Annotated in this window: 26 protein-coding genes; 6 read left to right on the top strand and 20 right to left on the bottom strand. The window is 72.3% G+C overall.

Annotated elements, in window-relative coordinates; genetic code table 11:
- Positions 1-231: 231 nt before the first annotated feature.
- The 5 genes from ACP7TJ_RS19855 to tsaB all read right to left on the bottom strand — a co-directional run bounded on the left by ACP7TJ_RS19855 (position 232) and on the right by tsaB (position 3968).
- Positions 232-1284: a LacI family DNA-binding transcriptional regulator gene (locus ACP7TJ_RS19855; protein WP_093767476.1), complete on the bottom strand. Its 1053-nt coding sequence runs from the start codon at positions 1282-1284 to the stop codon at positions 232-234.
- A gap of 128 nt (positions 1285-1412) precedes the next feature.
- The gene (locus ACP7TJ_RS19850; RefSeq protein ID WP_093767477.1) at positions 1413-1676 is read right to left on the bottom strand and encodes a hypothetical protein; all 264 of its coding nucleotides are present in this window, start codon (positions 1674-1676) and stop codon (positions 1413-1415) included.
- Entirely contained in the window at positions 1673-2770 is a 1098-nt protein-coding gene (gene tsaD / locus ACP7TJ_RS19845) for a tRNA (adenosine(37)-N6)-threonylcarbamoyltransferase complex transferase subunit TsaD (RefSeq protein ID WP_093767478.1), read from the bottom strand. Before tsaD ends, ACP7TJ_RS19850 begins: the two co-directional genes overlap by 4 nt.
- A 23-nt stretch (positions 2771-2793) precedes the next feature.
- Positions 2794-3318 (bottom strand): ribosomal protein S18-alanine N-acetyltransferase, encoded by a 525-nt coding sequence (gene rimI, locus ACP7TJ_RS19840; RefSeq protein ID WP_246532212.1) that lies wholly within the window; start codon positions 3316-3318, stop codon positions 2794-2796.
- Complete coding sequence (tsaB, locus tag ACP7TJ_RS19835) at positions 3315-3968, bottom strand: tRNA (adenosine(37)-N6)-threonylcarbamoyltransferase complex dimerization subunit type 1 TsaB (RefSeq protein ID WP_427764245.1); 654 nt, start codon at positions 3966-3968, stop codon at positions 3315-3317. The genes rimI and tsaB overlap by 4 nt, the downstream gene beginning before the upstream one ends.
- Before the next feature lie 118 nt (positions 3969-4086).
- Between tsaB and ACP7TJ_RS19830 the strand changes: the two genes are divergently transcribed.
- Positions 4087-4632: a hypothetical protein gene (locus ACP7TJ_RS19830; RefSeq protein WP_427764242.1), complete on the top strand. Its 546-nt coding sequence runs from the start codon at positions 4087-4089 to the stop codon at positions 4630-4632.
- 5 nt (positions 4633-4637) lie between these two features.
- On the opposite strand, the gene ACP7TJ_RS19825 is transcribed toward ACP7TJ_RS19830, so the two are convergent.
- From ACP7TJ_RS19825 to ACP7TJ_RS19805, 5 genes are all read right to left on the bottom strand, one after another.
- Positions 4638-4799 (bottom strand): hypothetical protein, encoded by a 162-nt coding sequence (locus ACP7TJ_RS19825; RefSeq protein ID WP_189912347.1) that lies wholly within the window; start codon positions 4797-4799, stop codon positions 4638-4640.
- Between the two features lie 120 nt (positions 4800-4919).
- Entirely contained in the window at positions 4920-5423 is a 504-nt protein-coding gene (gene tsaE / locus ACP7TJ_RS19820) for a tRNA (adenosine(37)-N6)-threonylcarbamoyltransferase complex ATPase subunit type 1 TsaE (protein WP_093767481.1), read from the bottom strand.
- On the bottom strand, positions 5392-6606 hold the full coding sequence (locus ACP7TJ_RS19815) for an alpha/beta fold hydrolase (protein ID WP_189912346.1): 1215 nt from the start codon (positions 6604-6606) through the stop codon (positions 5392-5394). The genes tsaE and ACP7TJ_RS19815 overlap by 32 nt, the downstream gene beginning before the upstream one ends.
- A 36-nt stretch (positions 6607-6642) precedes the next feature.
- A complete protein-coding gene (gene alr / locus ACP7TJ_RS19810) occupies positions 6643-7821 on the bottom strand; it encodes an alanine racemase (protein WP_093767483.1) in 1179 nt (392 codons plus the stop codon).
- Positions 7822-7934: 113 nt separating this feature from the next.
- Complete coding sequence (locus ACP7TJ_RS19805; RefSeq protein WP_386000023.1) at positions 7935-9386, bottom strand: NAD(P)H-hydrate dehydratase; 1452 nt, start codon at positions 9384-9386, stop codon at positions 7935-7937.
- Positions 9387-9535: 149 nt separating this feature from the next.
- Here ACP7TJ_RS19805 and ACP7TJ_RS19800 point away from each other — a divergent pair, with 149 nt between their 5' ends.
- A complete protein-coding gene (locus ACP7TJ_RS19800; RefSeq protein ID WP_427764237.1) occupies positions 9536-10720 on the top strand; it encodes a hypothetical protein in 1185 nt (394 codons plus the stop codon).
- A 139-nt stretch (positions 10721-10859) separates the two neighbouring features.
- Here the strand turns inward: ACP7TJ_RS19800 and ACP7TJ_RS19795 are convergent, their stop codons facing one another.
- Entirely contained in the window at positions 10860-11228 is a 369-nt protein-coding gene (locus ACP7TJ_RS19795; protein ID WP_093767486.1) for a VOC family protein, read from the bottom strand.
- Positions 11229-11289: 61 nt separating this feature from the next.
- On the opposite strand from ACP7TJ_RS19795, the gene ACP7TJ_RS19790 reads away from it, so the two are divergent.
- Together ACP7TJ_RS19790 and ACP7TJ_RS19785 are read left to right on the top strand one after the other, a co-directional pair.
- Positions 11290-11739, top strand: a complete 450-nt coding sequence (locus tag ACP7TJ_RS19790) for a MarR family winged helix-turn-helix transcriptional regulator (protein WP_367471199.1) — start codon at positions 11290-11292, stop codon at positions 11737-11739.
- 145 nt (positions 11740-11884) lie between these two features.
- Positions 11885-12487, top strand: a complete 603-nt coding sequence (locus ACP7TJ_RS19785) for a TetR/AcrR family transcriptional regulator (protein ID WP_367471201.1) — start codon at positions 11885-11887, stop codon at positions 12485-12487.
- A gap of 30 nt (positions 12488-12517) precedes the next feature.
- Here ACP7TJ_RS19785 and ACP7TJ_RS19780 read toward each other — a convergent pair whose 3' ends face one another.
- The 5 genes from ACP7TJ_RS19780 to ACP7TJ_RS19760 form a co-directional block, all read right to left on the bottom strand.
- The gene (locus ACP7TJ_RS19780) at positions 12518-13081 is read right to left on the bottom strand and encodes a nuclear transport factor 2 family protein (RefSeq protein ID WP_266399996.1); all 564 of its coding nucleotides are present in this window, start codon (positions 13079-13081) and stop codon (positions 12518-12520) included.
- Positions 13082-13311: 230 nt separating this feature from the next.
- Positions 13312-14148 carry an RNA polymerase sigma factor SigF gene (locus ACP7TJ_RS19775; RefSeq protein ID WP_167744995.1) on the bottom strand — a complete coding sequence of 279 codons (837 nt, stop codon included), beginning with the start codon at positions 14146-14148 and terminating at the stop codon, positions 13312-13314.
- Between the two features lie 159 nt (positions 14149-14307).
- Positions 14308-14679, bottom strand: coding sequence for a holo-ACP synthase (locus tag ACP7TJ_RS19770; protein WP_093767491.1), 372 nt, complete (start codon positions 14677-14679; stop codon positions 14308-14310).
- A 36-nt stretch (positions 14680-14715) separates the two neighbouring features.
- Complete coding sequence (gene glmS, locus ACP7TJ_RS19765; RefSeq protein ID WP_391108818.1) at positions 14716-16563, bottom strand: glutamine--fructose-6-phosphate transaminase (isomerizing); 1848 nt, start codon at positions 16561-16563, stop codon at positions 14716-14718.
- A gap of 102 nt (positions 16564-16665) precedes the next feature.
- Positions 16666-17451: a hypothetical protein gene (locus tag ACP7TJ_RS19760; protein ID WP_427764230.1), complete on the bottom strand. Its 786-nt coding sequence runs from the start codon at positions 17449-17451 to the stop codon at positions 16666-16668.
- A gap of 174 nt (positions 17452-17625) precedes the next feature.
- Here ACP7TJ_RS19760 and coaA point away from each other — a divergent pair, with 174 nt between their 5' ends.
- Positions 17626-18594, top strand: coding sequence for a type I pantothenate kinase (gene coaA, locus ACP7TJ_RS19755; protein ID WP_176710851.1), 969 nt, complete (start codon positions 17626-17628; stop codon positions 18592-18594).
- Between the two features lie 40 nt (positions 18595-18634).
- Positions 18635-19582: a DUF389 domain-containing protein gene (locus ACP7TJ_RS19750; RefSeq protein WP_093767495.1), complete on the top strand. Its 948-nt coding sequence runs from the start codon at positions 18635-18637 to the stop codon at positions 19580-19582.
- Between the two features lie 102 nt (positions 19583-19684).
- Here ACP7TJ_RS19750 and glmM read toward each other — a convergent pair whose 3' ends face one another.
- The 4 genes from glmM to ACP7TJ_RS19730 form a co-directional block, all read right to left on the bottom strand.
- Positions 19685-21043 carry a phosphoglucosamine mutase gene (glmM, locus tag ACP7TJ_RS19745; protein ID WP_093767496.1) on the bottom strand — a complete coding sequence of 453 codons (1359 nt, stop codon included), beginning with the start codon at positions 21041-21043 and terminating at the stop codon, positions 19685-19687.
- A 280-nt stretch (positions 21044-21323) separates the two neighbouring features.
- Complete coding sequence (gene rpsI, locus ACP7TJ_RS19740) at positions 21324-21836, bottom strand: 30S ribosomal protein S9 (protein ID WP_006130761.1); 513 nt, start codon at positions 21834-21836, stop codon at positions 21324-21326.
- 42 nt (positions 21837-21878) lie between these two features.
- Positions 21879-22322 carry a 50S ribosomal protein L13 gene (rplM, locus tag ACP7TJ_RS19735; RefSeq protein ID WP_019526965.1) on the bottom strand — a complete coding sequence of 148 codons (444 nt, stop codon included), beginning with the start codon at positions 22320-22322 and terminating at the stop codon, positions 21879-21881.
- A gap of 243 nt (positions 22323-22565) precedes the next feature.
- Positions 22566-23783 (bottom strand): glycosyltransferase family 87 protein, encoded by a 1218-nt coding sequence (locus tag ACP7TJ_RS19730; RefSeq protein ID WP_401406900.1) that lies wholly within the window; start codon positions 23781-23783, stop codon positions 22566-22568.
- Positions 23784-23818 lie beyond the last annotated feature (35 nt).

Raw genomic sequence — 23818 nt, 5'->3', positions numbered from 1 at the left:
GTGCGGGCCGGGTCCTTCCCGGCCTCTCACCCCTGCGTCGAACGGCACGGACGGAAATCGACACCCGGCCGGAAGAATCTTCGCCTCACTTCGGCGAGACCCGCGGCCGCCCGGCCTCGGGCGCGTCGGCCACCACCCGGTCGGGGTCGTCCGGCTCGGTGATCAGCCGGACCAGCGCACCACCCGCCAGCTCAGCGCACCACCCGACGGCTCAGCGCACCGCTCGCCAGCTCAGTGCGCAGCCGGCGCGGCCGTGCTGCTCCGCACCACCAGACTGGTGGCCAGCTCCACGCGGGTCGCCGCGGCGGAGTCCTCGCCCTTGCCGAGGTCGAGCACCAGCTTCGCCGCCGCCTCCGCCATCTCCGTCAGCGGCTGCCGCACGGTCGTCAGCGGCGGGCCCACCCAGCGGGCCACGGGCAGGTCGTCGAAGCCGACCACGCTCAGGTCCTCCGGGATCCGCAGGCCCAGCTCGCGCGCGGCCTCGTACAGCCCGAGCGCCTGGAGGTCGTTGCCGGCGAAGACCGCGGTGGGCCGGTCCTCGCGGCGCAGCAGGGCGAGGCCCTGCCGGTAGCCGGCGTCGTGGTGGAAGTCACCGGACACGATCAGTGACGGGTCCACCGGCAGCCCGGCGGTCTCCAGGGCGGCCCGGTAGCCGTCGACGCGGGCGCGGCTGCACATCATCCGCGAGGGTCCGCTGATCGCGCCGATCCGGGTGTGGCCCAGCTCGATCAGATGCCGGGTGGCGGCGAGCCCGCCCTGCCAGTTGGTCGCGCCGATGGAGGGCACGTCGGTGCCCGGGTCGCCGGCCGGGTCCATCACCACGAACGGGATGGAACGGCTGGTCAGCAGCGCGCGCCCGGACTCGTCGAGGCCGGACAGCACGAGGATCACGCCGTGCGGGCGGCGGGCGGCGACCTGGTCGGCCCAGGTGCGGCCGGGGGTGAGCCGCCCCGCGCTCTCCGACAGCACCACGCTCAGCCCGGCGTCCCGGGCGACGTTCTCCACGCCCCGGATGACCTCCATCGCCCAGGCGCTCTCCAGCTCGTGGAAGACCAGGTCGATCAGGGGGGAGCGACTGGCCTCGGCGCGGCGGCGCCGGTATCCGTGGGTGCGCAGCAGCTCCTCGACCCGGGAACGGGTACCGGGGGCGACGTCGGCGCGGCCGTTGAGCACCTTCGAAACAGTCGGCGCGGAGACACCCGCCTCGCGGGCGATCTCAGCGAGCGTCGCGGTCTGCGTGCTGCGCCCGTGGGTCCGGGTGTCAGCGGGCTGCGGGGAAGTCATGGCGGCGATCGTATCTCCGCGAGCCGCGAGGACGAAGACCTGCGACAGTCCGGAACATTCGAAACGTATGACGAAACATTCGCGTCATCTCGCCGTCCCGCACCCGCGACGCAGTGCCCCTCCCCCGCTCAGACGCTTCCCAGCGACTCGAACCGCCACCGGTGCACCGCCCGCGTGACCAGCGTGTTCTCCGGCTCCGGGAGCTCGGGGAGGTCGGCGTCGAGGGGGGCGTTCCACCAGGTGATGACGAGGACGCGGTCCTGCGGGGCGCGGAAGGTCTCCCGGCGCACCGGGCGCCGGGGCAGCTCGCGGGCCCGCTCCTCGGCCCAGGCCAGCAGGTCGGGGCCGCGGCCGGGGACCGCGCGGGCCTCCCACATCAGCGCGACGGTCATGTGTAGAGGTTCTCCCGGGCGGTCTCGTGGACGTGGTCGTGGGAGTGGGCGGCGCCCGGCACGTGCGGGTCGGTGACCGGGAGGGAGGAGTCCGCCGAGAGGTCCCAGTCGGAGGCCGCGCGGTTGCGGGCGACCATCTCCGCGCCGAGGGCGGCCACCATCGCGCCGTTGTCCGTGCACAGCTTGGGACGCGGCACCCGCAGCCGGATGCCGGCGGCCTCGCAGCGCTCCTGGGCGAGGGCGCGCAGCCGGGAGTTGGCGGCCACGCCGCCGCCGATCATCAGATGGTCGACGCCCTCGTCCTTGCAGGCCCGTACGGCCTTGCGGGTGAGCACGTCCACGACGGCCTCCTGGAAGGACGCCGACACGTCCCGCACCGGCACCTCCTCGCCCGCGGCCCGCTTGGCCTCGATCCAGCGCGCCACGGCCGTCTTGAGCCCGGAGAAGGAGAAGTCGTACGCCGGGTCGCGGGGGCCGGTCAGGCCGCGCGGGAAGGCGATCGCAGCCGGGTCGCCCTCGCGGGCGTACCGGTCGATGACGGGGCCGCCGGGGAAGCCGAGGTTCAGCACCCGGGCGATCTTGTCGAAGGCCTCGCCCGCCGCGTCGTCGATGGTCGCGCCGAGCGGGCGCACGTCGGAGGTGATGTCGGCGGACAGCAGCAGCGAGGAGTGGCCGCCGGAGACCAGCAGCGCCATCGTCGGCTCGGGCAGCGGCCCGTGCTCCAGCTGGTCGACGCAGATGTGGGAGGCGAGGTGGTTGACCCCGTACAGCGGCTTGCCGAGGGCGTAGGCGTACGCCTTCGCCGCGGAGACGCCGACCAGCAGCGCGCCGGCCAGGCCGGGGCCCGCGGTGACGGCGATGCCGTCGAGGTCCCGGGCGCTCACCCCCGCTTCCTTCAGCGCCCGCTCGATGGTGGGGACCATCGCCTCGAGGTGGGCGCGGCTCGCCACCTCGGGGACGACGCCGCCGAAGCGGGCGTGCTCGTCGACGCTGGAGGCGACGGCGTCCGCGAGCAGGGTGGTGCCGCGGACGATGCCGACGCCGGTCTCGTCGCAGGAGGTCTCGATCCCCAGTACCAGGGGTTCGTCAGCCATGGATCTCGGTTCCTTGTACGCCGTCACGGGGTGGCCCGGGTCACGGAGGCGGACGGGCCGGTCAAGCGCATGACCAGCGCGTCCACGTTGCCCGGCTGGTAATAACCGCGTCTGACTCCGATGACCTCGAAGCCGAAGCGCTCGTAGAGCTTCTGGGCGCGGACGTTGTCGACGCGGCACTCCAGCATGACCTCGGCGCACTCGAACGCCGTGGCCGCGCGCAGCAGCTCGGTCAGCAGCCGCGAGCCGAGCCCGGTGCCCCAGTGGTCGCGGGTGACCGCGATGGTCTGGACGTCGGCCGCCGGGGTGGCGCCGTCGTCGCCCTCCGCGCCGGAGGTGGTGAGGCCGGCGTAGCCGACGATCCGGTCGCCCTCCTCGGCGACGACGTAGCGCCGGGTCGCCCCGGGCCCGCGGGAGTGGGCCAGCTCGGACCAGAACATGCCGCGCGACCACGCGTCCTCGGGGAAGAGGTCGCGCTCCAGCTCCAGCACGGGGTCGATGTCCCACCAGCGCATCTCGCGCAGGACCACCGTCTCGGTTCCCGTCACTTGGGGGTGACCACCTTGTAGTTCTTGGGGACCTGGGCATCGGGCCGCCGCAGGTACAGCGGCCGCGGGGCGGGCAGTTCCTCGCCCGCCTTCAGCCTCTCCACGGCCAGCCGGGCGAGGGCGGCGGCGCTCACGTGCTCCGGCTCGTGCGCCTGGGGGAAGGTGTCCGGGTAGAGCAGCGCGCCCGCGCCGACCGCGGGCAGTCCCTTGACCTGGTCCGCGATGTCGGCGGGCCGGTCGACGGCCGGTTCGGTGAGGCGGGTGCGGGAGTCGGCGTACCGCGCCCAGTAGACCTCCTTGCGGCGGGCGTCCGTCGCCACGACGAAGGGGCCCTCCAGGTCGGCCGCGTAGGCCAGGCCGTCCAGCGTGCACACACCGTGCACGGGCACGCCGAGGGCCAGCCCGAAGGTGTCGGCGGTCATCAGGCCGACCCGCAGGCCGGTGTAGGGGCCGGGGCCGGTGCCGGCCACGATCCCGGTGACGGCGTCGAGCCGCAGACCGGCCTCGGCGAGCACCCGGTCGACGGCCGGGAGCAGCAGTTCACCGTGGCGGCGGGCGTCCACCTGGCTCGACGAGGCGATGACGTCGTCGCCGTCGTGCAGCGCGACGGTGACGGCGGGGGTGGCGGTATCCAGAGCGAGCAAGAGCACGCAAACAGCCTACGGCTCCCGCGCCCCGGCCACGGCCGCACGGGCCGGACGGTCACGGACTGCTACGGTCGCGTCACATCCGCACACAGCAGGACAGAGCAGGACAGGGGCGACGGCGATGGCGGGGACCAGTTCGACGATCGTGGCGGGGCTGACCGCGGCGGCCCTCGCGACGGTCGGTTACCTCGGCCACCGGGCGGCGGAGACGGTCCCGCCGGACCTGCGCCGGGAGGCGTCCGGCGCCCCGGCCCCCGCACCGAAGGCGTCCCGCGGCGGCCATCCGGCAGCCCTGCCCCCGCGCTCGGGCCTGGGACAGCGGGTCGTGTACTCGCTGGGCCGCGACCGGGTGTGGCTGGTGGACAAGGGCGACAAGGTGCGCCGCACGTTCGGCGTCAGCCCGAGCACGGTCGACCCGGACCCGGGCACCTACCGGGTGACGTCCCGCTCGGGGAAGGTCACCGGCTCGGACGGCGTCCCGGTCGAACACGTCGTGCGCTTCGCCGGCGTGGACGGCACGGTGATCGGGTTCAGCGCGGCCGTCGACGGCTCGGCGCCCGTCCTCGACCCGCGGGAACGCACCGGCGGGATCCGGGAGACACGGGCGGACGGCGCGGCGATGTGGAAGTTCGCGACGATCGGCCGCACGGTCGTCGTGGTGCCGTAGGAGCCCTAGGCGGCCGCGCGCCGGTCGCGTACGGCCTTCTCGTGCCGCGGCGGCTCGGGCGCGGGCGGCGGCGTGGAGACGGCGGCGGCCGCCGCGCACGCGGCGAGCAGGTCACGCATGGGCACCGGTCGCGGCGTGGACTCACGCCTGCTCGGGACGGCCGGCATGGACGCCTCCTGGACATCGGGGGCGGGACGCGGTTAGGTAACCCTAACCGCGAGCTGGATACCATGTGACCACGCGGGACACCGCGGACGCAACACCTTGCCGACACCTTGTCGGGACGCTCAGGCGGACAGCGACCCCAGCTCGGCCCCGGCCCAGCGGGCGCCCACCCCCTGCACGGTCACGTGCCGGACCTCGTCCGTGGTGTCGCCGACCGCCCGGTGGATGACGACGTGCAGCCGGTCCTCGGTCAGTTCCTCGACCTTGCCCTCGCCCCACTCCACGACGACCACCGACTCGGGCAGCGAGACGTCGAGGTCCAGGTCCTCCATCTCGTCGAGCCCGCCGGACAGCCGGTAGGCGTCGACGTGCACCAGCGGCGGACCGTCCCCCAGCGAGGGGTGCACCCGGGCGATGACGAACGTCGGCGAGGTCACCGCGCCCCGCACACCGAGCCCTTCGCCGAGCCCGCGCGTCAGGGTCGTCTTGCCGGCCCCCAGCTCACCGGAGAGCAGCACGAGGTCGCCCGCGCGCAGCAGCTTCGCGAGCCGGCGCCCGAGGTCGCGCATCTGCTCGGGGGAGGTGACGGTCAGTTCAGCGGGGCTCTGCGGTGCTACTGCTTCCATAGCCACCCACGGTAGCCCCTGCGGGCACCGCGCCCGCGCGGACGAGCAGGTCGGCGAGGCGGTCGGTCACCTGCTCGGGATGCTCCAGCATCACCAGGTGCCCGGCGTCCGGCACGAGCACCAGCTCGGCCCCGGGCAGCAGATCGGCGATGCCCTCGCTGTGCTCACTCGGGGTGACGAGATCGCCCACGCCCGCGAGCACCAGCACCGGCATGTCACGGAAGTGCGCCAGCGCCTCGGCCTTGTCGTGATCGTCGAAGGCCGGGTAGTACTCGGCGACCACGTCGATCGGCGTCGACTCGATCATCCGCTCGGCGAACCGCGCGACGGCGGGATCGACGTCCCGCGAGGCGAACGAGTACCGCTTGATGACCCCGGCGAACAGGTCGGCGGTGGCCCGCCGCCCCTTCTCCACCAGCTCGGCCCGCTGCCCCAGCGCCTTCAGCACCCCGGGCAGCACCCGTCGCACGGCGTTGACCCCGGCCACCGGCAGCCCGAAGTTGACCTCCCCCAGCCGCCCCGACGACGTCCCCACCAGAGCGACACCGGCACACCGCTCCCGGATCAGCTCCGGGAACTGCTCGGCGAGCGCCATCACGGTCATCCCGCCCATGGAGTGGCCGACCAGCACCAGCGGCCCTTCAGGAGCGGCGGCATCGATGACGGCCTTCAGATCCCGCCCGAGCTGCTCGATGCTCACCGGCTCCCCGCGCTCCACCTGCGCGGCGCCCCGCGCCGAACGCCCGTGACTGCGCTGGTCCCAGTACACGGACCGCACCACACCGCGCAACGCGGCCCGCTGGAAGTGCCAGGAATCCTGGCTGAGGCAGTACCCGTGACTGAACACCACGGTCACGGGGGCGGGCACCCGCCGCCCGAACAACCGCCGCCGCCTACCGCGCTCCGCGTCCGCCTCGACCTCGTCGACCTCGTAGTACAACTCGGTCCCGTCATCGGCGTACGCCTTGCCGGGCGTGCCCCGCAGCGAGCCGTACGGCCCGGCCGAGTCCAGGACGAGCCGGGCCCTGCGGCGTATGCCCCGGCCGACGGTCATCCGCTCTATGGCCACACCGGCGGCGGCCCCGGTGGCCAGCACGCCTATCGCGAGGCCCGCGACACCGGTCGCCCGGCGCCACCCCCCGGCGGACGCGGCCGTCACGGCCTGCGTACTGCTCTCGCTCACGTACCGCTCCTCTTCCCCGGACCCCACGCAGGGCGCTTACCCGCTCTGTTCCCCGTTCACATACACGCGCGGGACGCGGCTGCCGATCCGGGTGACGATCTCGTACGCGATGGTCCCGGACGCCTGCGCCCAGTCCTCCGCGGTGGGCTCACCCCGGTCGCCGGGCCCGAACAGCACCGCCTCGGCCCCCGCCCCGGGCTCGTCACCCCCCAGATCCACCACGAACTGGTCCATCGCGACCCGCCCGGCGACGGTCCGCCACTTCCCCTCGACCAGCACGGGCCCGGCGCTGGAGGCATGCCGTGGAATGCCGTCGGCGTACCCGAGCGGCACGAGCCCCAGCGTGGTGGCCCCCGCGGTCACGTAGTGATGCCCGTAGCTGACGCCGTGCCCGCCCGGCACGTGCTTCACCAGCGCCAGCGACGCCTTGAGGGTCATCGCGGGCCGCAGCCCCAGCTCCATCGGCGTGCCGATCTCGGGGCTGGGCGAGACGCCGTACATCGCGATGCCGGGCCGCACCAGATCGAAGTGGCTCTCCGGCAACGTCAGCGTCGCGGGCGAATTGGCGATGTGCCGCACTTCGGGCTCCACGCCCCGCGCCTCGGCGTACGCCACCATCTCCCGGAACGTCGACAGCTGCCCGGCGATGGACGGATGCCCCGGCTCATCGGCACAGGCGAAGTGCGACCACAGCCCGGTGACCTTCAGCAGCCCCTCGGCCTCCGCACGCAGCGCGCCGGCGACCAGCTCGGCCCAGTCCCCGGGCTGGCACCCGCCCCGTCCGAGCCCGGTGTCCGCCTTGAGCTGCACCCGCGCGGCCCGTCCGGCCGACCTCGCCGCCGCGACGACCTCGTCCAGCGCCCACATCCCGCTCACCGAGACGTCGACGTCGGCCTCGATCGCCTCGCGCCAGGGCCCGCCGGGCGTCCACAGCCAGCACATGACCCGGACGTCGTCCGGCACCCCGGAGCCCGGCGCCCTCAGCGCGAGCGCCTCCTGCGGCGTGGCGGTGCCCAGCCAGGTCGCGCCGGCCTCCACGGCCGCACGGGCGCAGGAGGCGGCGCCGTGCCCGTAGCCGTCGGCCTTGACGACGGCCATCAGGGCGGCGCGGGGGGCGCGCTCACGCAGGGTGCGTACGTTGGCCCGCACGGCGGCCAGATCGATCACAGCGCGAGCTCGGAGCTGCGCGCCGTGCGGGTCGGCTGTCTCTTTCATCCCGGACAGTCTCTCAGAGCACCCACGCCCACCCCTCGCACCGGGGTCCGGCGCCTATGCACTCCGTGCGCTTCTCCGTCCGGAGGGTGGGGCGGGGTGCGTCAGCCCTCACCTCAGCCCCGCACCACACTCCGCCAAGCCTCCGGAATCCGCCCCGCGACATCCTCCGCGCTCACCGGCGCCCCCTCCGCCGCGAACCGCCCCGCCAGCCCATGCAGATACGCCGCCGCACTCCCCGCGTCCACCGCCGACAACCCCGCCGCCAGCAGCGACCCCCCGAGCCCGGACAGCACATCACCGCTCCCCGCCGTGGCCAGCCACGGCGTCCCCGTCGGGTTCACCCGCACCGCACCCCCACCCCCCGCCTGAGCCACCAACGTCGTGGACCCCTTCAGCAGCACAGCGGCCCCGTACCGCCCCGCCAGCTCCCGCACGGCCGCCAGCCGTCCCGACTCCACTTCCTCCCGCTCGACCCCCAGCAGCGCGGCCGCCTCCCCCGCATGCGGAGTCATCAACGTCGGCACCCCCCGAGCCCCCCTCGCCCGCACCGCCTCGACCCCCGCCAACCGCAACCCGTCCGCGTCGATCAGCACCGGCACGTCCGCCGCCAGCACCTCCCCCACGGTCGCCGCGTCGTCCCCCGCCCCCGGCCCGACCACCCACGCCTGCACCCGCCCGGCCCGCGCAGGCCCCCGCTCCGACACCAGCGTCTCGGGATGCCGGGCCAGCACCGCACCGCCCGCCGGCCCCACGTACCGCACGGCCCCGGCCCCGCCCCGCAAGGCCCCGCCCACCGCGAGCACGGCCGCCCCCGGATACCGGGCGGACCCGGCGGCAACGCCGACGACCCCCCGCCGGTACTTGTCGCTCTCCGCAGCAGGCACCGGCAACAACCGCGCGACGTCCGCATGCTGCAGCGCCTCCACCTCAGGCGTCCGCGCCCCGCCCGTCTCCAGCCCGATGTCGACGAACCGCACCACCCCCGCGTACTCCCGAGCCGGATCGATCAACAACCCCGGCTTGTACGCCCCGAAGGTGACCGTGACGTCCGCCCGCACGGCGGCCCCCCGTGCCTCCCCCGTGTCCGCGTCGACCCCACTCGGCAGATCGACGGCGACGACCACCCCCCGCCCCCGCCGCGCAGCCTCGGCGAGCGGCACCGCTTCCTCCCGCAGCCCGCCCTTCCCCCCGATCCCCACGATCCCGTCCACGACAAGATCGGCCTGCTCGACACACGCCTCCGCGCCCCCGGCCGCCACCACGGAACCCCCCGCCCGCCGCAGCGCGGCCAGCCCACCCGCGTGCGCCCGCCCCGGTGCCAGCAGCACGGCCCGCACCCCGGCCCCCCGCCGAGCCAGCCGGGCGCCGGCGTACAACGCGTCGCCCCCGTTGTCGCCGCTCCCCACCAGCAGCACCACCCGGCTGCCGTACACCCGCCCCAGCACATCCGCGCACGCCGCGGCGAGTCCCGCGGCGGCGCGCTGCATCAGCGCCCCCTCCGGCAACCGCGCCATCAGTTCCCGCTCCGCCGCCCTGACCGTCTCCACGCTGTAAGCAGTCCGCATACGTCCGAGTTTCCCGCACCCCCATCCCCACGCCCTCCCGTCGCCCCACCCCCTTGACTCCGCGCAGCACCCTTGCCACAATCCCGGCCCCCCACCGGATGAATCGATTCACTCGAACCGGTTCGACAACCGACAAGGACAACACCCCCATGCGACGCAGAGCCGCGTTACTCGCGACATCGGCCGCCACCGCCCTCCTGACGGCGACAGCCACCCTCACCGCCCCCACCGCGTCCGCGGAGGCGCCCACCCCCGCCTCGACCCCCGCCCCCGCCCGCGCGGCAGCCTGCGGCGACGGCGCCTACCACGCCGAAGCCGTCAAGAACGGCTCCACCTGGACCGCCCGCCGGGGCAGCGGCACGGTCTACACCGGCACCGACATGCGCGCCGCCGTCCAGGCGGCGATCGGCGCCCTCACGGCGAACCGCACCAGCAAGGAACGCGTCGTGGTGCGCGGCTCCGGCTCCGTCTCGGCCGGCTCCCGCATCTCCCTCCCCAGCTTCACGGTGCTCGACGTCTGCGGCACGATCGACGTCACCGGCACCGGCTCGGGCGACCAGGCGCCGGTCTACTCGCGCGGCACGCGCGACATCGAGGTGCAGCACCTCAACGTCACCGGCGCCCCGCTCTACGGCATCTTCCTGCGCAACGTGCAGAACGTGGTCCTGGGCCAGATCGACATGCGGCTCTCCCGCGGCCTCGGCGTCCGCATCGACAACCGCGGCGACACCAGCCAGTGGACGCGCAACGTCCGTATCGACAATGTGTACGTGTCCGGCGCGTCGAGCCACGCCGTGGAGACGTACGGCGTCGACGGTCTGACCGTCGGCACGGTCACCGCCCGCAACGTGGGCGAGTCGGGCCTGCTGCTCAACCAGACGATCAACGCCACGGTGTCGAAGGTGGACGCGGAGAACGCCGGCGCGGGCACCGGTTACGCGGCGTTCCGCATGGCCAATCGCAACGGCCGGATCGGCAGCAGTTACGCGACGAACATCCGCGTCGGCGAGGTGATCGCGCGCGGCGGCGGACGCGGCGTGTTCTGCGTCTCGGAGAGCGGCGGCGCGACGATCGACAGGATCACGCTGTCCGACACCGGCAACAACGCGATCCTCATCGAGAACTGCTACAACGTGACCCTCGCGGCGCAGAGCGGCACGGTCACCGGCGGCGGCGAGATCCGCCTGGCGGCCCGCTCGGAGTTCCCGAACAACAGGGACATCACCGTCCAGAACCTCACGGTGACGAACTCCTCCATCCGCGAGAGCCCCTGCGGCGAGAACACCACCTTCCGCAACAACCGCCTGGTGAACAGCACCCAGTCCATCTGCTGACCGGATCGACCGGCGCCCGGCACGAAGCGGTGCCCCGCACCGCCGGAAGCGGGCGTCCGCACCGGCGCGGGCGCCCGCGGCCGCGTCCCGTGCCAGACCTCCGGCAGTCGGAGCCGCCCGCCCCCTGACGTCTCATCGCTCACGTGCGGTCGTGGAGGGTGACGTGGTAGCCGTCGGGGTCGGCGAAGGTGAAGGTCCGGCCGAAGGGGCCGTCGATCGGCGCGGAGACGATCGTGTGACCGCCGGCGACGAGCGCATCGTGGATCGCCTGGACATCGGTGGCGTGGAGCCAGATCGCGGCGCCGATGCCGGGCTGGGCGACGGATGTCAGATCCGTGCCGGGAACGACGTCGCGCAGGGCGAAGGCGATCGGCTTCGTGGCGAAGACGACGGCGTGCGCGGGCCCGGCCGGCGAGCGGACGAGGCCCAGGTACTGCTCGTAGAACGCCTGCGAGGCATCGCGGTCACGCACCTGCAGCGAGATGAAGTCGGGGCCGGTGACGGGCATGATGAACTCCTTCTTCGGTGTCAGTTTTCTGACACGCGGCAGGCTATGTCAGAATACTGACATGAGTCAAAGAGGTGACGGCGTCGACCTGGAGACGTCATTGGGGTACCTGCTGAAGGAAGCGTCGAGTGCCCTGCGCGCAGCCATGGAAGACGTACTGCGCCCCCTCGGGATGAGCATCACGCACTACTCCTGCCTCGAGCTGCTCGCCCAACGCCCCGGTCTGTCGAACTCCGAACTCGCGCGAGGCGCGTTCGTGACACGGCAGACGATGAACGTGCTCCTCCAGGCCCTGGAACGAGACGGCTACGTGACCAGACCCGCACAGGCGCCCGCCGGGAAGGCCCTTCCCGCACGACTCACGCCGCGCGGGCGGCAGCACCTCGACGTGGCCAGCAAAGCCGTCCGGTCCGTCGAGGCCAGGATGCTGGCCGGCCTGACCAGCGCCGAGCAGTCGGACGCACTTCGCATCCTGCGGACGATGACCCGCTCCCTGCGCGACGACGACTGACGGGTCCGCCCCGGGCGAAGCCGGCCGTGCTGCCACACGGCGGGTGCCGTCACGACCATCTAACGTTGTTAGGATGACTGGGCCGTGACGGTGCCGCCGACCCCGCGGCTCCTGCCGAGGACACGCTGGAAGCGAGGTGCCCACCATGCCGACCAGCACCAGGCGGGCCCGCGAACGCGCGAACACCCGTGCACGCATCATCGAGGCCGCGTTGCACATCCTCGAGAACGACGGTGTCGCGGCGCTGACGATCCGGCGCATAGCCGATGCCGTCGAATACTCGGCACCCGTGGTCTATCAGCACTTCGCCAACAAGGACGCGCTCGTGCTGGAGCTCGTCGCCCACGGCCACCGGCTGATGATGGCCGAGCTGCGGCAGGCCGCCGAGGAGCCCGACATCGACCGGCGCTTCCTGTTGCTCGCGTCCGAGAGCGTCCGGTTCGCCGGCGAGCATCCGCACCTCTATCAGGTGATGAACGACAACACGGTCGACGCGGAGGAGCGCCTGCGCGCGGCCGCCCCCATGATCGGCCTCTTGAGGGAACTCCTCACCACGTGGTCGGACGCCCACGACGTGGTCCTGGCCGATTTCGACGAGGCCTGCGACATCGTCTGGGGCACCCTGTCCGGCATAGCGTCGCTCGGCCGCATCGACACCGTCGGCAACGAGCGCGCCCAGCAGCTCGCCCGGAAGGCGACGCGGACACTGCTTCGCGGCTGGCAGGCCGACTCTCCGGTGAACGCGTAGACACCCGCTGTCCGGCCCGGCGGGGAGACGTCAGCTGCCGGGCGGGGTCCAGTCCGCGGGCAGGCCGGATTCGCTGAGGATCTCCCCCCTGTTGTAGTAGTCGTTGCTCGACTGGATGAGATTGCCGCGCAGCCGCAGCACCGTCACGAGCGGGACCGCGAACGGGCGAGGCGCACCCACGATGTGACCGCTGAACACCCCCTCGACCACCACGCCGTCCCCTCCACGGAACCCGCCGGTCGCCTCGAACTTGAGATTCTCGATGAGCTGTCGGGACCCGGTCTCCCACTCCTCGACCCCCTTGGAACCACGGAACACCAGGTTCAGGGCACGGTCGGTGTAGACCGCGTCCCTGGTGTACAGGCGGGCCAGATCCCGGGTGTCGCCCGTCGTCCAGGCGGCGGCCCAGCGCCGCCCGACCGCCGGCACCCGCTCCTCCCCGTGTTCGGGCGCGCCGACGAGCTGCTGCGTCCTGGCCTGCGGCTTGGGCGACGCCTCGGAAGAGGCCGCGGATCCGGCACCGGCAGTTCCGGCTATCAGGGCCGCCGCGGCCACTCCGACAGCGAGGCCGGGAACGAAACGACGCATGCGCATGTGAGTCTCCTCGATCTAACGTTGTTAGCTTTCCTAACGCCGTTAGACTATGGAGGTCGGACGTCACCGTCAAGACACCCGAGGGCCGTGGCGCAGCACAAAGGGCCTCCCGCCGCTCGTTCGACACACGAGCCGCGCGGGAGGCCCCGCTTCCACACTTGGCCGGCCAGGAGATCACCCGACCGCGCCGGCGACAGTTGCTCTCAGCCCGGCTGAAAGAGCCGAGCCCTTCAGTTGGTGCAGAGCATCCCCGCCCGCAGCCGCTTGAGGGTCCGCGACAGCAGTCGCGACACATGCATCTGGGAGCACCCCAGCCGCTCCCCGATCTCCGCCTGCGTCAGCTCCTCCACGAACCGCCAGTGGACGATCTTCCGCTCGCGCTCGTCCAGCTCGGCGATCATCGGGGCGAGGGCGTGGAAGTCCTCGACCAGCCCCAGCGCCGCGTCCTCGGCGCCGATGAAGTCGGCGAGCACCGACTCGCCGTCGGGCTCGCTGCCGATGGCGGCGTCCAGGGAGGCGGAGTTGTAGCCGTTGGCGGCCAGCCGGGCCTCGTTGACCTCGGCCTCGGTGAGGCTCATCAGCGTCGCCAGCTCGGCGGTCGTGGGCGTGCGGCCCAGCCGGCTGCGCAGTTCCTCGGTGGCGCGGGCGAGCTGCACCCGGGCCTCCTGGAGCCGCCGCGGCACGTGCACGGACCACGAGGTGTCACGGAAGAAGCGCTTGATCTCGCCGACGATGTAGGGGATCGCGAAGGAGGTGAACTCGACCTCGCGGGACAGCTCGAAGCGGTCGATGGCCTTGATCAGACCGATCATGCCGACCTGGACGATGTCCTCCATCTCCTCCGGGCCGCGACTGCGGAACCGGCCGGCCGCATAGCGGACCAGGGACATGTTCATCTCGATCAGCGTGTTGCGCGCGTACTGGTACTCGTGGGTACCTTCCTCCAGCTCCGTGAGCCGCCGGAAGAACTGCCGGGACAGTTCACGCGCGTCCTGCGGCGCCACCTGGCCGGGATTCGCGACCTCCGGCAGCTCGGTCACGCTCTGCGCCTGGTCCGTCCGTGCCATTGTCGACGTCACAGTAAAGCCCTCCCTCATTGGTGCCCCCGCTCCGATACCGGCTCCCTGCCTGTACCCCCACTTCCACGATGCACGCACTTCGTCGACAAATTTTTCGCAGGAGGCGTACGAGGGCGAAAACGACGGTCAGGCGCCGTCCAGGGTTCCTCAGCCCTCCGCGACCACGACCGCCGAGGCCACCCCGGCGTCGTGGCTGAGGGAGATGTGCCAGGAGCGCACGCCCAGTTCCTCCGCGCGGGCGGCGACGGTCCCCTTGACCCGCAGCCGGGGCTGCCCGCTGTCCTCGCACCACACCTCGGCGTCGGTCCAGTACAGCCCCGCGGGCGCCCCGAGCGCCTTGGCCAGCGCCTCCTTGGCGGCGAACCGCGCCGCCAGGGAGGCGATGCCGCGCCGGTCCCCGCTGGGCAGCAGCAGCTCGCTCTCCACGAAAAGCCGCTGTGCCAGCCCGGGCGTGCGTTCCAGCGACGCGGCGAACCGCTCGATCTCGGCGACGTCGATCCCGACTCCGATGATGCTCATGCGGGCAGCCTAGATCGACCGGGCCCGCACGCCCCCTTACTCCACGGTCACCGACTTGGCGAGGTTCCGCGGCTGGTCCACCTCGTTGCCGCGGGCGGTGGCCAGCTCGCAGGCGAACACCTGCAGCGGCACGGTCGCCACCAGCGGCTGGAGCAGCGTCGGCGTGACCGGGACGCGGATCAGATGGTCGGCGTACGGGACGACCGCGTCGTCCCCTTCCTCCGCGACCACGATGGTCCGGGCGCCCCGCGCGCGGATCTCCTGGATGTTGGACACGATCTTGTCGTGCAGCACGGACCGCCCACGCGGCGACGGCACCACGACCACCACCGGCAGGTCGTCCTCGATCAACGCGATCGGCCCGTGCTTCAGCTCACCCGCCGCGAAGCCCTCCGCGTGCATGTAGGCGAGCTCCTTCAGCTTCAGCGCGCCCTCCAGCGCCACCGGATGGCCCACGTGCCGCCCCAGGAACAGCACCGTGTCCTTCCCGGCCAGCGAGCGGGCGAGCTGCCGTACCGGCTCCATGGTCTCCAGGACCCGTTCGACGGCCCCGGAGACCGACGCGAGGTCGCGCACCACGGCGCGGATCTCGTCGGCGTACTTGGTGCCGCGCACCTGGCCCAGATAGAGGGCGACCAGATAACAGGCGACCAGCTGCGTCAGGAAGGCCTTCGTCGACGCGACGGCGACCTCCGGGCCGGCGTGCGTGTACAGAACGGCGTCCGACTCCCGCGGGATCGTCGACCCGTTCGTGTTGCAGATGGCCAGCACCTTGGCGCCCTGCTCCCGCGCGTGCCGCAGCGCCATCAGCGTGTCCATGGTCTCGCCGGACTGGGAGATGGCGACGACGAGCGTCTGCTGGTCCAGGATCGGATCGCGGTAGCGGAACTCGCTCGCCAGCTCCACCTCGCACGGCACGCGCGTCCAGTGCTCGATGGCGTACTTGGCGATGAGCCCGGCGTGGAAGGCGGTGCCGCAGGCGACGATGACGACCTTGTCGACCTCGCGCAGCACGGTCGCCGGGATGCGCACCTCGTCCAGCATCAGCGAACCCGACCCGTCGATACGGCCCAGCAGGGTGTCGGCGACCGCCTTCGGCTGCTCGGCGATCTCCTTGAGCATGAAGGAGGCGTAGCCGCCCTTCTCGGCGGCGGAGGCGTCCCAGTCGACGTGGTACTCGCGGACGTCGGCCGGGGCCCCGTCGAAGTCCGTCACCGTCACCGCGTCCCGGCGCAGCTCGACCACCTGGTCCTGGCCCAGCTCGATCGCCTCGCGGGTGTGCGCGATGAACGCGGCGACGTCGGAGGCGAGGAACGACTCGCCCTGCCCGACCCCTGCCACCAGCGGCGAGTTGCGGCGCGCGCCCACGACCACGTCCGGCTCGTCGGCGTGCACGGCGACGAGGGTGAACGCGCCCTCCAGCCGCCGGCACACCAGCCGCATCGCCTCGGCGAGGTCGGCGCAGGCGGAGTACTCCTCGGCGAGCAGATGGGCGACGACCTCGGTGTCGGTCTCGGAGGCCAGTTCGTGCCCGCGCTCGGTCAACTCCTCGCGCAGGGCGGCGAAGTTCTCGATGATGCCGTTGTGGACGACGGCGACCCGGCCCGCGTTGTCCATGTGCGGGTGGGCGTTGGCGTCGGTCGGACCGCCGTGCGTGGCCCACCGGGTGTGCCCGATCCCGGTCGTGCCCGTGGGCAGCGGCCGTTCGCTCAGCTCCTTCTCCAGGTTGACCAGCTTCCCGGCCCTTTTCGCCGTGGCCAGCCCGCCGTCGGCCTGCACGGCGACGCCCGCCGAGTCGTAGCCCCGGTACTCCAGTCGCTTCAGTCCGGCCGTCACGACGTCAAGCGCCGACTGCGGCCCCACGTAACCCACGATTCCGCACATGCCGGGCAGCCTACGGTCCGTCAGCCGCCGAAAACGGCCTCCGCGTGCCCGAAATCGGAAATTCCCACCGGTGCACGAGGCACCGGTGGGAGAGGTTCCGCGTCAGCCGAGCTTGGCGACCTGGGCGGCGACGACGTCGGCCGGGACCTCGAAGTCCTTGCCGGTGGCCATGGCCGCGAGGTTCACGGCGCTGAAGGTGACCACGGTCGAGCCCTTGCGCACCAGGACGATCTTGGCGGGCGCCTTGACGCCCTCGTCCGCGGCGACGGTCAGGGTGACGGCGACGCCCTCGTCGCCGCCCTCGGGCGCGTCGCCGGTGGCGACCTTCACGACGTCCATCGGCTCACCGACGGCGGTGGCCTTGAACCCGCCCGCGCACTTCTCGGCCGCCGCGACGACACCCTTCACGGCCTGCTCGGCGCCGTCGCCCTCGTAGGAGGCGAGGTTGATCAGCACCTTCTCCGTGTCCAGCGCGGCCAGCAGGGCGTCCTCGGGCTTGGTGTCCGCGGACGGCTTCACCGGGTCGCCCGTGAAGGTCCGCTTCACGGACGCGGCCGGCTCACCCTGCGCCACACCGTTCTGGGCGTGCGCCAGCGGCAGACAGGCGGCGTCCTCGGTCGTCACCTGGTCCTCGGCGATGTCGTCCGTCGCGGGGAGCTTGGTGGCGACCTTGCCGCCCTTGACGTCCGACTGCGCGAGGGCGGCCTTCTCCAGCTCGGCTGCGGTGAGCGTCTTCGCCGGGGCGGCGGGGGCCGTGGGCGCGGCCTTGCCCTTGCCCTCGTCGGCCTTGTCCTGGTCGTCACCGGAGCCGCCACAGGCGGTGACGAGCAGGGCCAGCGCGGCGGCGGAGGCGGCGAGCGCGGTACGACGGACGGAACTGGTTCTCACGGAGAAACTCTTTCTCGAGGGCGCGGAGGGATCCGCGTCACGTGCGCGCACTGTAGACACAGCCGCTTCACAGTTGATCACCGGGGCCCCCACAGGGCCGCGGCGTGACACAGCCCACCTGTCGCCGCGTTCGAACTCCGTTAACAATGGACTGTGATCTCTCCGGTCTCCTCGATGCCCCGGAGCGCCCACCGGCAGCGGCCGGAGGCGACTCCCTACGTCGACCTCACCCGCTCCGAGTGGAGCGCGCTGCGCGACAAGACACCGCTGCCGCTGACCGCGGAGGAGGTGGAGCGGCTGCGCGGGCTCGGCGACGTCATCGACCTCGACGAGGTGCGGGACATCTACCTGCCGCTGTCCCGGCTGCTCAACCTCTACGTCCGCGCCACCGACGGGCTGCGCGGCGCGCTCAACACCTTCCTCGGTGAGAAGGGCTCCCAGTCGGGCACGCCCTTCGTCATAGGGGTCGCCGGTTCCGTCGCCGTCGGCAAGTCCACGGTGGCCCGGCTGCTGCAGGCGCTGCTGTCCCGCTGGCCGGAGCATCCGCGCGTCGAGCTCGTCACGACGGACGGCTTCCTGCTGCCCACCCAGGAACTCCAGGCACGCGGCCTGATGTCGCGGAAAGGTTTCCCCGAGTCCTACGACCGGCGCGCGCTGACACGCTTCGTGGCGGACATCAAGGCCGGCAAATCCGAAGTCTCCGCCCCCGTCTACTCCCACCTCATCTACGACATCGTCCCGGGCGAGAAGCTCACGGTGCGGCGGCCGGACATCCTGATCGTCGAGGGCCTCAACGTCCTCCAGCCGGCCCTCCCCGGCAAGGACGGGCGCACCCGCGTCGGCCTCGCCGACTACTTCGACTTCAGCGTGTACGTCGACGCCCGGACCGAGGACATCGAGCAGTGGTACCTGAACCGGTTCCGGAAGCTGCGGCAGACGGCGTTCCAGGATCCGTCCTCGTACTTCCGGAAGTACACGCAGGTGTCGGAGGAGGAGGCACTGGACTACGCCCGCACGATGTGGCGGACCATCAACAAACCGAACCTCGTCGAGAACATCGCCCCCACCCGGGGCCGGGCCACCCTGGTCCTCCGCAAGGGCCCCGACCACACGGTCCAGCGCCTGAGCCTGCGCAAACTGTGAACCCCCCGGCCCGCCCGTCACCGGCGGCTACCCTGCCGCCATGCTGCATCTGCGTCTGATCACACCCGCCGAGCAGACCGAGGAAGCGGTCCGCCTGATCGAGGGGACGAGAGGCACGACGCATCTGTGTGTGCTGACGGGTGCCGCCCGCGACCCCGCCGGGGACGTCGTGCTGTGCGACGTGGCCCGGGAGGCCGCCGACGACCTGCTCAGCGGCCTGCAGCGGCTGGGTCTGGACACGACCGGGTCCATCGCCGTGGAGAACGTCGACCTGTCGCTGTCGGAGCGCGCGGACCGGGCCGAGAAGGAGGCGCCCGGGGAGGGCGCGGACGCGGTGCTGTGGGAGCACCTCACGGAGGCCACCCACGAGGAGTCCACCCTCTCGGTGACCTACCTCTCGTTCCTCACGCTGGCGACCATGATCGCGGCGTGCGGTGTGGTGCTGGACAACGCGGTCCTGATCGTGGGGGCGATGGCGGTGGGCCCGGAGTTCGGCCCGCTGGCCGGCATCTCCACGGCGACGGTGCAGCGCCGGCCGCGCCTCGCGGTGCGTTCGCTGATCGCCCTGCTGGTGGGCTTCGCGGTGGCGATGGTGCTGACGGTGGGGTTCAGCCTGTTCATGGACGCGGTGGGGCTGTTCACCAAGGAGCAGCTGGAGGCCGACCGGCCGCAGACCGGCTTCGTGTACGCCCCCGACTGGTTCTCCTTCGTGGTGGCGGTGCTGGCCGGGGCGGCCGGCACGCTGTCGCTCACGTCCGCGAAGTCGGGAGCCCTGGTGGGAGTCGCCATCTCGGTGACGACGGTGCCGGCCGCGGCGAACGCGGCGGTGGCCCTGAGCTACGGGGACACCGTCCAGACCTGGGGTTCCACCGAGCAGCTGCTGCTCAACCTGCTCGGGATCACGCTGGCGGGAACGCTGACGCTGCTGACACAGAAGCAGCTGTGGCGGAAGCAGCACGCACGTCTGCGAAGGCGCGCGGCCGCCTGAGGCGCGCCGGCGGTGGCCGGGCCGCCCACGGCGGCCCCGCACCACCACCCCGCCGTGGGCGCGACCTCACCCCTCACCGGGCAGCGCCGCAGGCACACGACCTCAGCCGAGCGCGGACTTCACCGCATCCGCGAGCCGCCCCGCCACCGACCGCGCCTGGTCGATGTCGGCCGCCTCGACCATCACCCGCACCAGCGGCTCCGTGCCCGAGGGACGCAGCAGCACCCGCCCGGTCTCCCCCAGCTCACGCTCGGCCTCGCCCACGGCCGTCGCCAGCTCCGCGGACGTCTTCACCCGCGACTTGTCCACGTCAGGGACGTTGATCAGGACCTGCGGCAACCGCTCCATCACCGACGCCAGCTCCCGCAGCGGCCGCCCCGTCTGAGCGACCCGCGCCGCCAGCAGCAGCCCCGTCAGCGTCCCGTCACCCGTCGTCGCGTGGTCGAGGATGATCACGTGCCCGGACTGCTCGCCGCCCAGGGCGAACCCGTGCTGCTTCATCTCCTCCAGCACGTACCGGTCACCCACCGCGGTCTGGACGAGCCGGATCCCCTCCCGCTCCATGGCGAGCTTGAACCCGAGGTTCGACATCACGGTGGCGACCACCGTGTCGGACCGCAACGCTTCCCGCTCCCGCATGGCCAGCGCCAGCACGGCGAGGATCTGGTCCCCGTCGACCTCCTCCCCCGTGTGGTCGACGGCCAGGCACCGGTCGGCGTCACCGTCGTGCGCGATCCCCAGCGCGGCCCCGTGCTCGACGACGGCGGCCTTCAGCTGCGCGAGATGCGTGGACCCGCACCCGTCGTTGATGTTCAGCCCGTCCGGCTCGGCACCGATCGTCACGACGTCGGCCCCGGCCCGCCGGAACGCCTCGGGCGACACCTGCGACGCCGCCCCGTGCGCCTCGTCCAGCACGATCTTCAGCCCGTCGAGCCGGTTCGGCAGCACGTCCACGAGGTGGGCGACATACGTGTCGGCCCCCTCCTCGTAGTCCCGCACCCGCCCGACCCCGGACCCGGTGGGCCGGTCCCACGGCGCACCGGTGCGGTGCTCCTCGTAGACCGACTCGATCCGGTCCTCCAGCTCGTCGGCGAGCTTGTGCCCCCCGCGGGCGAAGAACTTGATGCCGTTGTCCGGCATGGCGTTGTGGCTGGCGGAGAGCATCACGCCGAGGTCGGCGCCGAGCGCACCGGTGAGATGGGCGACGGCCGGCGTCGGCAGCACGCCGACCCGCAGGACGTCCACGCCCGCGCTGGCGAGCCCGGCGACCACGGCGGCCTCCAGGAACTCCCCGGACGCGCGCGGGTCCCGTCCGACCACGGCGGTGGGCCGGTGCCCTTCGAACGTGCCCGCCTCGGCCAGTACGTGCGCGGCGGCGACGGACAGGCCGAGCGCCATCTCCGCCGTGAGATCCGCGTTGGCGACACCGCGCACGCCGTCCGTGCCGAAGAGTCGTCCCACTTGTCCTCCTGAGGATGCGTCAGTATCGACAGCCCTCCAGGGTCCTGCCACTGACAAAGCTGAGCTTCTGCTGTGTTCGACGGTCGCGGAACGACCCCGGCTCCCATGTCACGGGAACGCGCACCGGGCGTACACCTCGGCGTCACCGCCCGACCATCCGATCACATTAGCGTTTGAGCGCCTTGTGCCGTTATACGCCCACGCCAGTGAATAAACGAACGCCCCGGCAGCACGATGGCGTGCCGCCGGGGCGTTCGGAGTACGCGCGAGCGCCCTGCGATTAGCGCTTGCTGTACTGCGGAGCCTTGCGGGCCTTCTTCAGACCGGCCTTCTTCCGCTCGACCGCACGGTCGTCGCGGCGCAGGAAGCCGGCCTTCTTCAGCGGACCGCGGTTGTTGTCGACGTCCGCCTCGTTCAGCGCACGGGCGACACCGAGACGGAGCGCACCGGCCTGACCGGAGACACCGCCACCCGCGATGCGGGCGATGACGTCGTAGCGGCCCTCGAGCTCGAGCACCTTGAAGGGCTCGTTCACTTCCTGCTGGTGCACCTTGTTCGGGAAGTAGTCCTCGAGGGTGCGACCGTTGATCTTCCACTTGCCGGTGCCCGGGACGATCCGGACGCGGGCGATGGCGTTCTTGCGACGGCCCAGGCCGGCGGCCGGCTGGGGCTCGCCGAAGCGGGACGCCATGGACTCCGAGGTGTACTCGCCCTCGACGGGCGCCTCGGACTCGGTGGTGTAGCTGTCGATGTCAAGCTCTTCGAGCGGCTGCTCGGCAGTGGTCTCGGCCACGATTCTCCTCAGATTCTCTTCGGTCTTAGGGGGTGGCCGGACTTACTGCGCGACCTGGGTGATCTCGAACGGCACCGGCTGCTGGGCAGCGTGCGGGTGCTGGTCGCCCGAGTAGACCTTCAGCTTCGAGAGCATCTGACGGCCCAGGGTGTTCTTGGGGAGCATGCCCTTGACGGCCTTCTCGATGGCCTTCTCGGGGTTCTTGGCAAGCAGCTCGTCGTAGCGGACGGAGCGCAGACCACCCGGGTAGCCCGAGTGGCGGTACGCCATCTTCTGGGTCCGCTTGTTGCCGGAGAGGTGCACCTTGTCGGCGTTGATGATGATGACGAAGTCACCGGTGTCGACGTGGGGCGCGTAGATCGGCTTGTGCTTGCCACGCAGGATGGAGGCGGCAGTGGAGGCCAGACGGCCCAGGACGACGTCCTGAGCGTCGATGACGTGCCACTGGCGCGTCACATCGCCGGGCTTGGGGCTGTACGTACGCACGGTTCGTAGCCTTCGCTTCTTCAGTGAATGGTCCTGACAAGGTCACCGAAGACGATCACGACAGCCCTGACCGCACAGCGGTGACGCAAACCGCGTGCTGGTCGCTGGTCATCGGCCCGGTGGACCGGTGTAAGGGCCCCTCACGTGAGAATGAGTAAGCCACTACACACAACAGAGACGCAGAATACCCGTGCTCGGCCGGACGGGTCAAAACGAGCCCGCCGCCCGTGGGCGCGCCCTATTTTACGGCCGTACGGCGCCCTCCGTGGCCGCACGCCACCCGTCCGCCGCCCGACCGGCCCCTTCCCCGTCCCGGGGAGCGCCCCGCGCGCCCCGGACCGCGTGGTACGCCACCGTCCCCGCCAGCACGCACAGCGTGACGGCGTCCCGGAACGCCCGCCGCTTCCCCGACTCCAGCCACGGCCAGGTCACACCCGGCAGCTGCGGCACCAGCGCCAGCCAGAACCACGGCCGCCGGGTCACCGACCCCGCGTACGGCAGCCCCGCGAGCAGCAGGGGCAGCACGACGAGCAGGTAGTGGTTGTAGGAGGGCCGCGACACCAGGAACGCGGACAGCATCAGCCCGGCGGACGTCTCCGCCAGCCGCAGCGGCTCGGGCCCCGGCCCCCGCCACCGCCGGTACGCGCACCCCACCCCGACCGCGGCGGCGGCCACCGCCAGCGCCTGGGCCAACGCCTGCGGCACACCGAGCCGGGGCAGCACGGCCGCGGGACCCGCCTCGTAGAGCCGGAGGAAGGCGTCGTCGGCGGTGAAGAGGAAGGGCAGGGTCTGGGTGAGGAAGCCGGTGGGGTCGGGCAGGAAGAAGGCGGCCACCACCGACGAGACCGCCGGCACCAGCACCACCAGCGCGAGCGCCCCCCACCGGCGCGCGAAGAGGAACAGCAACGCCATCGGCGCGAGCAGCGGCTTCAGCGCCACCGCCACCCCGATCACCGCGCCCGCCGCGACCCACCGCCCCCGGCTCGCGAGCAGCAGGCACAGCGGCAGCGCGAGCACCGCCGTCACCGTCCAGTTGCCCAGCCGCACCAGTTGCGCGAACGGCGCGAACCCGGCCGCCAGCCCGAGCAGGCCGAGCACGGCGAGCCTGCTGCGCAGCGGCACCCGGTGCAGCAGCAGCGCGCACACCCAGCCCAGCGCGAGGGCGAGGACGACCGCCACCGGCACCAGGACGTCCAGCACGGACCGCGGCAGCAGCGCCTGCGGGGCGGCCGCCATCACCGCGCTCGGAAAATAGAGGAAGTGCTCGTCGTCGTACGGCGATCCGCCGTCCAGCCAGGTGCGCGCCGCGTCCACGACGATGCCGTTGTCCATGCCTCCGTCCGAGGTCACCAGCACCGTATGGGTCGTCAGCGCGGCCAGGACCGCCACGAGTCCGGCCCACCAGCCGATGCCCGCGGGGCGCACCAACCACCCGGAGATGTCGCTTTTGCCCGTCGCCATGGACGCAACGCTAGGCCCTCGCGGGCCCGTTGAGG

Source organism: Streptomyces sp. DSM 41931 (genome assembly GCF_050271085.1).
Taxonomy (GTDB): Bacteria; Actinomycetota; Actinomycetes; order Streptomycetales; family Streptomycetaceae; genus Streptomyces; species Streptomyces albogriseolus.
Note: the sequence above shows the minus strand (reverse complement) of the source record. Positions and strands in the feature narration are given on the sequence as shown.

Excerpts from the sequence above, each read along its gene's own strand:
- ACP7TJ_RS19855 (WP_093767476.1), bottom strand. The coding sequence starts at position 1,284 with ATGACTTCCCCGCAGCCCGCTGACACCCGGACCCACGGGCGCAGCACG.
- ACP7TJ_RS19850 (WP_093767477.1), bottom strand. The coding sequence starts at position 1,676 with ATGACCGTCGCGCTGATGTGGGAGGCCCGCGCGGTCCCCGGCCGCGGC.
- tsaD (WP_093767478.1), bottom strand. The coding sequence starts at position 2,770 with ATGGCTGACGAACCCCTGGTACTGGGGATCGAGACCTCCTGCGACGAG.
- ACP7TJ_RS19830 (WP_427764242.1), top strand. The coding sequence starts at position 4,087 with ATGGCGGGGACCAGTTCGACGATCGTGGCGGGGCTGACCGCGGCGGCC.
- ACP7TJ_RS19825 (WP_189912347.1), bottom strand. The coding sequence starts at position 4,799 with ATGCCGGCCGTCCCGAGCAGGCGTGAGTCCACGCCGCGACCGGTGCCC.
- tsaE (WP_093767481.1), bottom strand. The coding sequence starts at position 5,423 with ATGGAAGCAGTAGCACCGCAGAGCCCCGCTGAACTGACCGTCACCTCC.
- alr (WP_093767483.1), bottom strand. The coding sequence starts at position 7,821 with ATGAAAGAGACAGCCGACCCGCACGGCGCGCAGCTCCGAGCTCGCGCT.
- ACP7TJ_RS19805 (WP_386000023.1), bottom strand. The coding sequence starts at position 9,386 with ATGCGGACTGCTTACAGCGTGGAGACGGTCAGGGCGGCGGAGCGGGAA.
- ACP7TJ_RS19800 (WP_427764237.1), top strand. The coding sequence starts at position 9,536 with ATGCGACGCAGAGCCGCGTTACTCGCGACATCGGCCGCCACCGCCCTC.
- ACP7TJ_RS19795 (WP_093767486.1), bottom strand. The coding sequence starts at position 11,228 with ATGCCCGTCACCGGCCCCGACTTCATCTCGCTGCAGGTGCGTGACCGC.
- ACP7TJ_RS19790 (WP_367471199.1), top strand. The coding sequence starts at position 11,290 with ATGAGTCAAAGAGGTGACGGCGTCGACCTGGAGACGTCATTGGGGTAC.
- ACP7TJ_RS19785 (WP_367471201.1), top strand. The coding sequence starts at position 11,885 with ATGCCGACCAGCACCAGGCGGGCCCGCGAACGCGCGAACACCCGTGCA.
- ACP7TJ_RS19780 (WP_266399996.1), bottom strand. The coding sequence starts at position 13,081 with ATGCGCATGCGTCGTTTCGTTCCCGGCCTCGCTGTCGGAGTGGCCGCG.
- ACP7TJ_RS19775 (WP_167744995.1), bottom strand. The coding sequence starts at position 14,148 with ATGGCACGGACGGACCAGGCGCAGAGCGTGACCGAGCTGCCGGAGGTC.
- ACP7TJ_RS19770 (WP_093767491.1), bottom strand. The coding sequence starts at position 14,679 with ATGAGCATCATCGGAGTCGGGATCGACGTCGCCGAGATCGAGCGGTTC.
- glmS (WP_391108818.1), bottom strand. The coding sequence starts at position 16,563 with ATGTGCGGAATCGTGGGTTACGTGGGGCCGCAGTCGGCGCTTGACGTC.
- coaA (WP_176710851.1), top strand. The coding sequence starts at position 17,626 with ATGCCCCGGAGCGCCCACCGGCAGCGGCCGGAGGCGACTCCCTACGTC.
- ACP7TJ_RS19750 (WP_093767495.1), top strand. The coding sequence starts at position 18,635 with ATGCTGCATCTGCGTCTGATCACACCCGCCGAGCAGACCGAGGAAGCG.
- ACP7TJ_RS19730 (WP_401406900.1), bottom strand. The coding sequence starts at position 23,783 with ATGGCGACGGGCAAAAGCGACATCTCCGGGTGGTTGGTGCGCCCCGCG.